This is a genomic window from Enterobacter sp. DSM 30060 (assembly GCF_013375955.1).
Classification (GTDB): domain Bacteria; phylum Pseudomonadota; class Gammaproteobacteria; order Enterobacterales; family Enterobacteriaceae; genus Enterobacter; species Enterobacter intestinihominis.
Map to the genome: position 1 here is coordinate 1,795,747 of NZ_CP056118.1, position 12,706 is coordinate 1,808,452.

Genomic DNA, 12,706 nt, shown 5'->3' on the forward strand with positions numbered 1-12,706 from the left:
TGCTTTGACGATATTATGTTGCACTAAAAAAGTACATAACAAAACATTATTCCAACAACTTCTAAAGTTTAAGATTATAATCTTGCGAGTTAGTTTTTTTTAATGTTTTAACCTAAATGCGTTAGTTCGAATATTTTTATTAATGATTTAATAATTGTTAATTAATGAAGCTTTATGAATTCATCTCTCAATTAATATCACGCGACTTGACCACACAAACTTTAGACTTATTATTGCCTGGCAAATGCACATAATTTTAACAATGGCGTAATAATAATATGAAGTATCTCATTGATCTTACAATGCTTTATGAAGTCGACACCGGTATGATCATGATTAATGGAGAGGAAGAGTCATCCATTAAGTTATCTAACCAGGCGGGTCGTCTGCTTTATGAACTTATCATCAATAATGGTAAAACTCTCGACAGAGACGACCTGATAAAGAAGGTCTGGGAGGATCATGGTTTCTCTGGTTCTTCGGTGAGTCTGAATGTTGCCATAAGTGAAATCAGAAAAGCATTTCGTACATTAGGATGCGATCCTTTACTGATAAAAACGATACGTGGCAAGGGATTTAGCCTTGCCGCGCATATTGAACATCACACGGTCAGGCCGCCGGTCGTTTCAACGCTTAGTGAGCAATCTGCCTCTGAAGCATTCGATACGCTAGCGCATAAGAAAGATGCCGATCCGCCTAAACAATTAATATCGCTGCACAGACTCTTTATTTCTCTTTGCACGTTATTACTGATTACCGTTATCGGCACCGCTGTTTTACTGTTGCACCAAAGGGATTCCTATGCCGAGAGCCTGAAAGATTCTGATATGCATCTGCTCGGTAAAGTGGACCGGTGTACGGTGTACCTGATCGATAAGAATATGTATCAGCCGCGACAGCACTACTTTAATCACGTAAAAGAGGTCATTGCCAGTCAACATATCGACTGTCAACACCAGGTTGCAGATGCTTACTATTCCAGGTTTAAAAAGTCGCAGATAGAAAATTATTTCCTGGCCATCTGTTATCAGCAGGACAGTATCGACGATTATAAGAACTGCATTTCTTACAGAAGCCTGACCGGGAGTTAAAATATGTCAAGGACTAAAATGAGTGTACTGTTCAGTATCGTACTGGCGCTGTCTGCCATCGCGTTGTTGTGGATCTATTTTACCAGAACGCAGGATGAGGGGTTTGGCTGCCAGTCAGATACCATTTCCTGGAAAACCTATTCCACGGGTGAGTTAACCGATATGTCGCTAACCACGCTTTTCCTGTTTAACAACAAAGATGTTGTGACGGTTATTCATAAAGGCGTACTCAAGAAAGAGGGCAAAAGCTACCTGATTGACAGAAATTACACGCTCAGCGTGGAAAAAGTCGACGGAAGCAATATCTTTTATATTAAGGATAAAAAGCTGAATAAGTCTGAAGATGATGCGGCGCCGGATGGCGTTGTAAACGAAATGTTACTTGATAATATCAACTTCTTCTATATTACCCGCGTTAAACCGCACGCCTGGTTAATTAAGGGGCTGGTTTTGCCTGTAATGATGTGTGTGGCTGTTCCGACGTCCTGATATTTCTCTTTATTGAAAAATCGATATTTATCTATTGCTCGGGAAATTGAGTGATTTACTCAATATGTAACAATAAGATACGAGAAATTTATTTATATTTTTATTGTTATTCTCCGGCGAGTGAATTTTTCTGTATTGCCTCGTTATTTTGCGGCTGTCTATACTCCGCCTCGAAAAAGGGGCTCCCCTTTTTATACACGTGGATTCTTTTTTGAAGGACTAAATAAATGAACAAACTGAACGCTATCGTTCTGGGCTCCCTGTTGTCTGTTTCTGCCCTGAGCGCAGTTAATGCAGCAGAAACGACGGCTTCTGCCACCTGGCAGGCAACCGCGACCAAAGACAGCGAATCCGACCTGGTTGTTACGCCAACGCGTGCTTTGAACTTCGTTTACAGCGCCAATACCAAATCTTTCAACACCGATACCGGTCTGTTTGATGTGGCTATCCGTGGCGATCACTCTACGGCGACCAGCTTCAAACTCGAAGCTATCCTCGACGATTCAAACAACACGCTGTTCAGCGTGGGCGGTGAAGCGACCAAGCTGAAAGTGGGTGCGCGTTGGGGCGGTAACGACCTGGGCTCTATCGGTGGCACCGTGGGGGCGAAATCAACCGCATGGACCACGCTGGTTGATTCTTCTTCTAACACCGGCGTCTCTTCTGGCCTGTGGAACCTGACCACCAGCGCAGGCGCGGCGGCAGATACCGAAATTACCGGCCAGGACAAATTCGTCTTCTACGTTGACTCCGCTCAGGACAACGCGGGTACTGCGAAAGAGTTCAAAGACCTGACCAACAGCCTGTGGGAAGGGACCGTATCTGTTGCGTTCCGCGCAACCTGGGGCTAAGGCCTGATCGATCCAGGGGCGCAAGCCCCTGTTTAGGGAAATAGCATGTTTAACCTCAAATCCGCCTTCTTATTTTTATTATTTATCTCTTCCTCCGCGCTGGCCATTAATGTGGGAAAAGTCACCACCATTATTCCTGCGGATGCTGACTCCACCGCCAAGGAAATAAAAAACGAAGCAGACAGCGTGCGTATTGTTTCTGTTCGCGCACAGCGGATCAGCAGCCCAATGGATGAAGGGATCGTCATTAATCCGGAGAAAGTGGACGAGCTGTTGCTGACGCCCACGCGCATGGTAATGCCCGCCGGTACCAGCAATATTGTCAAATTTTACTATCACGGGAACGCCGATAACAAAGAGCGTTACTACCGCATTACCTTCACGGATGAAGGGGTGAGCGAAGAGGTGGACAGCGGTTCACCAAAAAACGGTACCGGGATGACGCGCGCGGTGGTGAGCACCATTCTGGTGGTTCAGCCCCGTGATAAGAAGATCGACTTCGTCTATGTGGCGGGAAAAATAACGAATAAGGGCAACACCGCTTTTCGCGTCAATGCGACCGGAACCTGCCTGAAGCCGAATCCGGAATCACCGACTACGCCGTGTACCAAAAACTTCTACCTGATGCCGGATACCTCGCGCGCTATCGAGGATATCAACGTTACGGATAACCATTTTCATCTCGGAATATGGGACCTGAAACAGTTCATACCTGTTAAGTAAGGATGCATGGTGAAAAATAAATTAGTGTTGCCGGTGATGATGGCTTGCGCATCCGGCACGCTGCCCGCGCTTGCGCATGCAGCCTCAAGCTCCGTGGTTATCGCTAATTACCGTTTTCCCGACTCGCTTTATGCACTGCTGGAGCAGGGGATCAAAATTCCCGTCTATCTGGTGAATACGCGTTCACACTCAGCACAACAAGGGAACCACGAAGGCACGGCGAGCGAATATGTTCGTATCGGTGACGTGACGCTCTTTGCAAAAGATCTGAAGCTGGGGCTGAGGGACGTTCAGGTCCAGGAGTCTGATAACGGCATTCGTCTGTCAAAAGAGATGAGAACGTTATTGCAGAGCATTAACGACAAGCAGTTTGATGACCAGATGCGCATTCCGGTAAGTACGGGGTCCGCGTTCGAGCTGGATCAGAAAAAAATGCGCCTGTTGCTGAATCTGTCGCAGAGCGACTACGGGGTGAATATTCGCCCGCGTGAGGTGGACATTGATGCGCCGGAGTCTGACGACCTGAGCGGCACGTTCTCCTACAACCTCGGGGCGTATCACACCGAGAGCGGCTACGGTGACAGCTGGTCGTCGGGCTATCTGAACGCAAGAAACTGGATCTCAATGGGCGTTGATCATGTGCTGATCGACGGCTCTGGCTACGTCAACGAGAGCAGCAGCGATACCCAGATGAATGCGGTTATGTGGGAGCGCGACTATCAGGGGATGCGCTACGCCGCGGGCATGCTGAACGGCTGGGCGATGCAGTCTCTGGCGAGCGTCAGCGGGATTTCCGGCGGTGAAGTCTACGGCGTTTCCATGGGTAACCAGGCCAACTCCCGTAAGCGCGATAACACGCTCTCTCTGACGCCTGTGGTGGTCTATTTCCCCACGGCGGGCGAGGCCCGTATTCGTCGTGACGGGCAGCTTATCGGGATTCAGCGCTTTGACGTCGGCAACCATGAAATTGACACCAGCAGCCTGCCCTACGGGATCTACAGCATCGAAGTTGAGGTGGTGAGCGGAAGCCGCACCGTGTCGCGTAGCATGTACACCGTGAATAAGTCGTTCTCCAGCAACGTGTCGGAAACGCTGCGCTGGCAGATGTGGGGCGGGATGTATAGCCGCGATAAATCCGTCGTCAATTATAAAAAATACGCGAAACACAAAAACGAGCAGGACAACACCTACTACTACGATTACGACACCAAACATAAAGACACCATGTCGCTGGTGGGGGCCTCGTTCAGCAAGCGCAGCGGGATGGTCGACTGGAACGCCTCCACCTACATGATGCGGGAACACATCGTCAGCGAGCTGTGGGCCTCCCTGAACCTGACGGGCTATTTCTCGGTGAATACCCAGACCATGGCCGCCTCCGACGGAACGTACCGCGCCAACTACGGCGCGAATCTCAGCCTGCCGTGGCAGATCGGTTCGGTCTGGTACTCCCATGAACAGCTCTCCAGCGGCAAGTTCCTCGATATCTATGAGAGCAAGGGCAACACCTGGGGCGCCTCCTTTAGCCTGCCGTCGTTCGGCCTGCCCTCAGCGGGCAACCTGAGCCTGATGCGTCAGGAGGACGACCTCTATCGCTATAAACGCTATCAGCTGGACTACTCCCAGGGGTTATACGCCGGTCGCTACGGTACGGCGCGCCTGCGGGTGGGGATGTCGCGCAACAAATACGACGGGTATTACGAAGAGAAAGATCGCTACGTGATGCTCGATTTCGCCATACCGCTCGGCAATACCGTGTCGGTTGGCGTTTCCCACAATCGCGATACCGGCACGGCGCTGAACGTCAGCGCCAGCCGCCAGTTTGAAGGCGATTACCTGAAATCGGCCACCGCCAACGTCTCGAAAGCCTTTAACAGCCGCCAGGATCGCAGCGTAAGCGGCGGCGGCAGCGTGAACTTCGACACGCCGTGGAACAGCAACATCCTCAGCGTCCAGAGCGGCATGAGTAAAGGATGGAACTCCACGCTGACCAGTGACGGCAGCGTGGGCTGGTCCAAAGAGGCCATCGCCGCCGGGAAAGGCACCGAAAGCGCAGGGGTGATTGTCAGTACCGGTCTCAAATCTGATGAAGCGCTGACCCTGAAGCTTAATGGCCGGGCAGAACGCATCAAAGGGGATAAAACCTGGCTGTCGCTGCCGGCATACCAGGCTTATGACCTGGAAGTGATGAACAGTGAAACCGGTACGGAAAGCTATGAGATTGGCGCGAATGCGCGTCGCCATATCACGGTTTATCCGGGCAATACCGTGGTGATGAAGCCGCAGGTGAAGAAAATCGTCACCCTGTTTGGCCGCCTTGTGGATGCAAACGGCAATCCGATTGGCGCCACGCAGATCAAAAACCACGTTGGGCTGACCCGGACGGAGAACGACGGACGCTTCGTGATCGACGTTGATAAGAACAACCCTGTCCTGAGTATCGCCACGCCGGACGACAGCGTCTGCGAAGTGCGCCTGGACATTGAGTCTAACCGCGGTGCGCTGTGGCTCGGGGACATCTCCTGCGACAAAGGCGATTTCGTCTGGCAGGAAGCAAAAGGAACGCAGGAACGTGACGATGAAAAAGATATTCGCTCTTAATTTGCTGCTGATGAGCGCGGTGGCCCATGCGCAGGAGCTGCCCTATTTCGCCATTAATAATCCGGACAATAACGGTACGGGAAACAGCGCGGGGCTGTTTAGTCTGAACAGCACCTCGACCGCGTTTTTACACGGTTCGCGTGAGTGGCCGACGCTGAGCGCGAAAACGAATAACGGTATCGCCACTTACATCCCGGACAACAGCTACAGCGGTCCGGCAGGCAGCGCGCTGACCATCGACTTTTCGGTGACCGGTTCCAGCGCCTCTCCGTTCTTTAAAGGGACGGCGTGTTCCTCGTCCTGCGGCAACACGGGGTACACCCCGACGACCCGCTATACCGATACGTCGATGGTGGTTAAGCCGCCGGTGATGGAGCCCGGCACGTCATACGGGCGCTGGGTCCTGGGCGATCCGTTCTTTAACTATCTGCTCAACGCCGCGCCAGGGGATGAAGTGACCATCACCTCCACGCCGCAAATCAGCTCCATCAACAAAGTGACCACCACCAATACGCTTCACAAGGTGGGCACGCTGACCATGACCAACTCCAGGGCGCTCAACCTGGGGATTGACCCGATCAGCGGCGAGGTGACGATAGTCGATGGATCAACGGGGGCCACCTGCACCAAATACACCCGCAACACGATCTCTGGCGTGCTGTGCGACCTGCTTGAATACACGTTTGTTGGGGAAGATATCTCCGGTTACAACGGGGGGCTGGCGCTCACCTCTTCCCGCGTCAACAGCGTGCTGCAATCGCACATGAACGGCGGCACCGGGCTTGCCGCCGAGCTGACCTTCGATGAAAACACCTGGTACAGTATCTCCGGCGGTATCCTGAGTGATACGCGTGTCCTGGCAAACACCTTCCTCGCGGCGCCGCAGAAAAACGGCGGCAAAGCGTACCTTAAAATATTTTTGCCGAAAGCGTTAATTCTGAGCGTGGCGCAGGCGGGGGACGGCAGCAGCATTGGCAATATCGTCAGCCTGTGCCTGACGCCCGGCAACAGCTCGCTGGCGGCGGATTTCTGCTTCCAGCCGGGGGGCGGCCTGGTGATTAACCCTATTCAGCCGGGGCTGGAGATTACGCCCGACAACCCGGATTACGCCCTCGATCCTGACGGTCTGGGCGGCTCCGGGAAAGGCGCCATCGGCGAAACGCCCATTGAGATCCCCTACACCATCACCTACAGCGGGGCGCAAAAAGATGCGGCGATTGCGGTCACGGTAAAAGTCACCGGGCCTACTCAAAGCCTGAATGGGGTGGACTACTGCGCCTTCAGCGGCAACGGCTTTACGGTTCCCATTCCTGGCAACGTGCTGGTGGGGAAAAGCCAGACGCGCATGGCGCATAACTGTAAAGGCGAGGTACTGTCGATCCCGGCGCCGGCCACCCATGCGGAAGAGTGGGACAAAATGAGTTCCGGCGTGACCGATATGTGGCTCTGGAAAACACCGCTGATCCTCCAGTTCGTTATGGATAATCCGGTATCGAAGACCACCTATGACGGAAATAGCTGGTTTGGCGAAGTGACCGCGCAGGGAAGAATAGATGTTAGCGCATCCTGGAATTAATCAACCATGACTGGAAAATTCCTGGCTATTTTTGCAATAAATTGCTTCATTTCCACAGGGGCAAATGCTTTAATTATCGAAAGTCTGAATATTGATTTTCTTCCCGAAAGAGAAGTTGTTTTTCAGCCGATAAAAAACGATACCAGCGAACGTCAGAATTATACCGTTTCGCTTATTCAGGTAGACGTTCCTAAAGAGAAGGGAAAAGAAACCGAAATAAAAGACGGCGAAGTCATGTATTCGCCTAAGCAATTAACGCTGGGGAGCGGTGAGCGCGCGGGTTTTAAATTTTACTATACCGGCCCGCATGACAACAAAGAGCGATACTATCGCGTAAAATTCACCGAGACGCCGCTCCAGGCAAAGGTCATCACGCGCAAAGGCCAGCGCATCCAGTCGGATGTGGTGGTCTCGCTTGAGGCTATTTTGATTGTCCGTCCATGGACACGACATTTTGATTATGCGTTTAGCAACGGGGTGGTGAGTAATACCGGGAATACCTATTTTAAATATGTTTCCTCGGTCGGGTGCAGTACGCAATACAATAATTCAAAATATATTCCTCCAGGGCAACGGCTGGAAATAGATAATGCCGGGCAGGCTGCAAGGCGAATGATTATTTATGGCAATAAAATCATTCCGCTGACCACCTGCCCGTAGCAACCGCTTTCCTTCATAAAAGGAAATTAGCCTTTAGCATCATGCTAAAGATCCATCACTACAGGAGATAAAAATGAAAGCGATTTCATTCGTAGAAGCGAAAGACATTATTGGCGGCGCGTTAAACCCGTTCGCTGGTCTGGTTAAAGGTGCACAGCTGGGTTACGACACTGGCGCCAGCATCATGGGCATGGTTGGCGGTGTGGTTGGCGGAGTTCTGGGTGGCGCAATGGGCTTCCTGGGCGCGCTGGTTGGTAGCTACAACTAATTCACGTTTACAGGAAAAGTATCATGCAAGTTATCGATTTCAAAAAAGCACAGGCCATCATCGGTGGTTGGGATCCGTTTGCTGCCGCTATTCAGGGCGCAAGCGCGGGCTATAACGCGGGCAGCCAGATGTTAGGCGCGCTGGGCGGCACCATCGGCGGCGTATTCGGCCTGGTGGGCGGCTTCATCGGCGGTTTCTTCAGCGCTTAAGCGAGAAGCACGTTGTACGCATGGCCCGCATTGCCGGGCCATTTTTTTATTTCAGCCACGGATCATTATGTTTTCGCTCTTTCAGTATAAAAAACAGGGAAAGACCCCTATTATTCGCCAGCATGAATTTACCGAATGTGGACTGGCCTGCCTGGCGATGGTGTTGGGGCACTATGACCACCATGTCTCCGTCAGCCAGCTGCGCCGGGAGATTTCCGTTTCCGCCGATGCGGGAACCTCAATGGCGGAATTGTTGACCCTTGCCAGCGATAAAAATATGTCTGGCCGGGTGCTTAAAGGCGAAATCACTGAAATAGAAACGTCTGAGCTGCCGCTCATCGCCTTCTGGCGCGGCAACCATTTCGTGGTCATCGTGAAGATCGACAGCCGCAGCGTGACCGTTCACGACCCGGCCAGCGGCGTGCGTCGTTACCGCCTGAAAGAGGCGGAAAAACTGTTTTCCGGCTATGTGCTTGAGCTTAAGCCCACGCCGTGTTTCGAAAAGAAATCCCCGGATGAAAAGCTCACGCTTGGCCGGTTAGCCAATAAATCTCCGAGCCTGTTCCAGCGGCAGCTGCTGCTGTTTGTGCTCTGTATTTTTACTCTCATCACCATGCTGGCGAGCCCCACCTACGTGCAGCTGATTATGGATGAGGCCATTTCCCGCAGCGACAGCGATCTGGTGATCCTGCTCACCGCGATCTTCGCTATCGTCTTTATCTTTGAAGTCATCGGTAAATTCCTCAAGCAGCTGCTTGAGATCCTGATGCGTAACATTGCCTATGACGATTTAAGCCAGTCCGTGCGCCACTACATGCTGCGCACCCAGACCAGCTGGTTCCGCTCGCGCCCGCCGGGCATCGTGCTGGCTATTGAAAAATCGCTCCACGCCTGCGCGGAGTTCATCAGCAATGGTTACGTGCAAATTCTCTTTTCCAGCCTGATCGCCGTCACCAGCCTGCTGTTTATGCTGCTGTATAACGTCAAAATTGCGCTGCTGACGATGCTGCTGATGGGCGTGTTTTTCCTGATCCGCTTTTCGCTGATCGGCCCCTATCAACGCGCGGTGGATGACTCCATCGAGCGTACCGCCCAGTATGAATCTCTGCTGGTAGAGACACAGAAAGGGATCATTACGCTCAAGGCGAACAATATGGAGCAGGCCCGGGATGCGGTGATGGACAAATCCCAGCGCGAACACATCGCCGGGCTGATGCGTAAAGAGCGGCTGCTGGCCCGTTTTGACGTGGCTTCGCTGCTGGTGATCAATGCCGAGCAGCTGCTGGTGGTCTGCTTTGGCGCGTGGCTGATCCTGGAAGGGCAGATGAGTATCGGGATGCTGTACGCCTATATCAGCTATAAGCGCTATTTTTCCGATGCCATGGTGCAGGTGGCGCAGAAGCTGCTGGACAAAAATGCCCTTAAGGGGCCGCTGGATCGCGTGGGCGACCTGCTGTTTGCCCCCTCTGAAACCAGCCAGTTTGGGAAGCGGATTGTCACCTCGCCGGTCTGTCTGCAATTTGAGGATGTCTCATTTGCTTATCCAGGCCGGGAGGCCACGCTACAGCATATCAACATGACCCTGAAGCAGGGCGAAGAGGCGGTGATTGTGGGCCAGAGCGGGTCGGGAAAAACCACGCTGCTGCGTCTGATCTCCGGCATGTTGCTGTCATCGTCTGGCACGCTGCGGATCAATAAGATCCCCATTGAAGAGTGCGATCTTTCCTCGCTACGCCAGCACATCCGCATTGTCCATGCAGACGATATTCTCTTCACCGGCTCGATTCTGGACAACATCGCCTGCTTTGACAGCGCGCCGGATAAAGAGCAGGTCATCGCCGCGTGTCGGCTGGCGGAAGTGGACCACGTCGTCGCCCGTCTGCCGCACGGTTACGAAACGGAGATGCTGCCGGGGAACACCTTTTTCTCGGCCGGGGAGATGCAGCGTCTGGTCCTGGCGCGCGCCCTGTACAGCCAGCCTAAGCTACTGCTCTGCGACGAAGTGACGGCGAACCTGGATAAGACCACCGCGCAAAAGGTGCTGGCGAACCTGCGTAGCCTGGGGATTGGCCTGGTATTTGTTACCCACTCGCCGGACGTGGTGGGCTGTCAGGGGCGTCTCTATACCATGGAAAACGGCACCCTGCGGGAGAGTGAGCAATGATGTTTCTGCCGCGTCTCTATGCCCGACTCTGCGCGCGCCAGGCCGGACGCACCTTAATGGCAAACCGGATTGCGCAAAACTACAGCCAGTTTATGCCCTGCCCGGAGGCCGATGTGCCGGCTGATTTTCTGCATCAGAACGCCCATGAGCTGAGCGGGTTTAACTTCGTGGAGCAGATCTTCCCGCCCGCGCTGTGGGCGCGCAACGTTCGCTTCGATCTGCATGCGTACGTGGCGCAGTGGACGCAGGATCAGGGGTTTTACAGTTCGCCTCGCACCCTGCTTCTGGGCATGCGCTGGGCGGGCTTTGGCCTGATCGTGGATGCGCTGCTCGCCACCGCGCCAGATGATGTGCGCTTTCAGTTTATTACCCGTCACCCTGCGCTGCACAAGCTGATGGCCGCACACGACGGACGGCGCGTCGGCTCGTTTTTCGCCCCTCAGCGCCTGGTGACGGTGCTGCTGATGGATGAACGCCTGCCGGATGCGCCACTGTTCCCAATTCAGGCAGGCGATCGCAAGGCGTGGTTAACGGACGTCTCCACGCGGTTTTTATCGCGTTATGGCTACAGCGTCCGAACGCTGCTGCCGGTCTGTTCGCTGCACGCGGTAGAGTTTGGGCTGGAGAGCCAGGCGTATGCGCCAGAGGATTACCGTCTGGCCGCCGCCGACACGCTGAACGCGCTGCGCAAAACCCCCACGCTCTGGAGTGGATGGGACGATCTTTCAGTGATTTATCATGGATGACATATCGTGAAATTAAAAAACCGAAGCCGACAGCGTCGGGCGCTAATCCCGCACCACTTCTCAAAAAGCTATCAAATCAACGCGCCGCGGCTGAAAACCGTGCTGACGCTGTTCATCGCCTTTTTTCTCTGCCTGCTGGTCTTTGCGATTGCTTTCAACTTTTCGGAAACCACGCTGGCACGCGGGGTGCTGATCCCGGCGCAGGGCGATGTGGAGGTGCGCGCCAGAGAGTCCGGAACCCTTGTTGATTTTGCCGTCCGGCCCGGCCAGTACGTGAAGGAAAACGATCCGCTGTTCACCGTGTCGCAGGACTATGGCGGCAAGCAGGGCTCGGTGGTGCAGTTTGACCGCCAGCAGATGGAAGCGGAGAAAAAGCGCAGCGAGCAGCGCATCCAGGCCATTGAGGACTCGATTGCGTCGTATCGCAAAAATCTGGCGCAGCAGCTGGCTCTCACTGACAAGCAGATCGCCGTTTCCCGCGATAAGGTGAAGAAGCTGCGCGCGCTGTTAAAAAACAGCACCGACACCTACGAGGCGTGGAAATCCGTCTCCGGGAAGGGCTATGTCTCCAAAGTGGATCTCGATAAAAGCCATAACGATGTGCTCAACGCCCAGCTCAACCTGACGCTGGAGGAGAGCACTATTCTTGAGCTTGAGGCGCGCAAAACCAGCCTGACCGACAGCACCCAGTCGCAAATTGATTCGCTGAGCGAAGAGCAGCTGTACGTGAAAAACCGCATCAGCGAAATCGATCGCAACCTGTCCAGCCGGGGGAGTTCCACCATGGCGATGCTGGCCCCTTCAGATGGCTACGTGGTGGCGATTAACTTCCCGCCAGGCCGGGCCATTACGCAAAACAGCGAGGTGGTGGTGGTGATCCGTAAAAATACCGCGGCGACGATGGAGGGGTACCTGTATGTTCCGGCAACGGGGGTGGGGCGCGTGGCGAAAGGCGATAAGGTTAAGCTGCGCTTCGACTCCTGGCCCGTGGACAAATACGGTTCCGTGGAGGCGACGCTGTCCGATTTCTATGAGGTAAACATTGATGCCCATTCGGCGCTGATCCCGCTCCAGGAAGGGCAGAACTACTACCTGGCTAAAGTGCGCGTCCCCTCCTGGTTTACCGACCCGGACAAGAAAAAGCGCATGCTGATGGGCGGGATGACGGTGAACGCCGATATCGTTATCGATCGTAAGCCGCTTATCAATCTGCTGATTGCGCCGCTGGAAAGGGTGCGCAAGCGGTTTATCGATTGACCCGATTTCATTTTGAAGCATTTATGCAGGCACTTTTCTGAATTTAATCAAAGTGGTATTGCCTTGTTATC

12 protein-coding genes are annotated in these 12,706 nt (G+C 53.5%); all 12 read left to right on the plus strand.

The features are described from left to right. The first annotated feature begins 278 nt into the window (after positions 1–278). The 12 genes from HWQ15_RS08505 to HWQ15_RS08560 all read left to right on the plus strand — a co-directional run bounded on the left by HWQ15_RS08505 (position 279) and on the right by HWQ15_RS08560 (position 12,635). Complete coding sequence (locus HWQ15_RS08505) at positions 279–1,091, plus strand: winged helix-turn-helix domain-containing protein (RefSeq protein WP_022646580.1); 813 nt, start codon at positions 279–281, stop codon at positions 1,089–1,091. 18 nt (positions 1,092–1,109) lie between these two features. Continuing rightward, positions 1,110–1,580, plus strand: coding sequence for a hypothetical protein (locus HWQ15_RS08510; RefSeq protein ID WP_022646581.1), 471 nt, complete (start codon positions 1,110–1,112; stop codon positions 1,578–1,580). Between the two features lie 227 nt (positions 1,581–1,807). Continuing rightward, positions 1,808–2,431 carry a common pilus major fimbrillin subunit EcpA gene (locus HWQ15_RS08515; RefSeq protein ID WP_003860995.1) on the plus strand — a complete coding sequence of 208 codons (624 nt, stop codon included), beginning with the start codon at positions 1,808–1,810 and terminating at the stop codon, positions 2,429–2,431. 45 nt (positions 2,432–2,476) lie between these two features. Further along, positions 2,477–3,154 carry a fimbria/pilus periplasmic chaperone gene (locus tag HWQ15_RS08520; protein WP_022646582.1) on the plus strand — a complete coding sequence of 226 codons (678 nt, stop codon included), beginning with the start codon at positions 2,477–2,479 and terminating at the stop codon, positions 3,152–3,154. Positions 3,155–3,160: 6 nt separating this feature from the next. Continuing rightward, positions 3,161–5,755, plus strand: a complete 2,595-nt coding sequence (locus HWQ15_RS08525; protein WP_176587385.1) for a CS1-pili formation C-terminal domain-containing protein — start codon at positions 3,161–3,163, stop codon at positions 5,753–5,755. After that, positions 5,733–7,331, plus strand: coding sequence for a hypothetical protein (locus tag HWQ15_RS08530; protein ID WP_022646584.1), 1,599 nt, complete (start codon positions 5,733–5,735; stop codon positions 7,329–7,331). Before HWQ15_RS08525 ends, HWQ15_RS08530 begins: the two co-directional genes overlap by 23 nt. A gap of 6 nt (positions 7,332–7,337) precedes the next feature. Beyond that, the gene (locus HWQ15_RS08535; protein ID WP_006812468.1) at positions 7,338–7,991 is read left to right on the plus strand and encodes a hypothetical protein; all 654 of its coding nucleotides are present in this window, start codon (positions 7,338–7,340) and stop codon (positions 7,989–7,991) included. Positions 7,992–8,064: 73 nt separating this feature from the next. Beyond that, positions 8,065–8,259, plus strand: a complete 195-nt coding sequence (locus HWQ15_RS08540) for a hypothetical protein (protein ID WP_022646586.1) — start codon at positions 8,065–8,067, stop codon at positions 8,257–8,259. Between the two features lie 23 nt (positions 8,260–8,282). Then, on the plus strand, positions 8,283–8,468 hold the full coding sequence (locus tag HWQ15_RS08545) for a hypothetical protein (protein WP_001196016.1): 186 nt from the start codon (positions 8,283–8,285) through the stop codon (positions 8,466–8,468). A gap of 67 nt (positions 8,469–8,535) precedes the next feature. Beyond that, the gene (locus HWQ15_RS08550) at positions 8,536–10,632 is read left to right on the plus strand and encodes a peptidase domain-containing ABC transporter (protein ID WP_063216187.1); all 2,097 of its coding nucleotides are present in this window, start codon (positions 8,536–8,538) and stop codon (positions 10,630–10,632) included. After that, positions 10,629–11,378 (plus strand): hypothetical protein, encoded by a 750-nt coding sequence (locus HWQ15_RS08555; protein WP_032626635.1) that lies wholly within the window; start codon positions 10,629–10,631, stop codon positions 11,376–11,378. The genes HWQ15_RS08550 and HWQ15_RS08555 overlap by 4 nt, the downstream gene beginning before the upstream one ends. A 6-nt stretch (positions 11,379–11,384) precedes the next feature. Continuing rightward, a complete protein-coding gene (locus HWQ15_RS08560) occupies positions 11,385–12,635 on the plus strand; it encodes an HlyD family secretion protein (RefSeq protein WP_023298992.1) in 1,251 nt (416 codons plus the stop codon). The last annotated feature ends 71 nt before the right edge of the window (positions 12,636–12,706 follow it).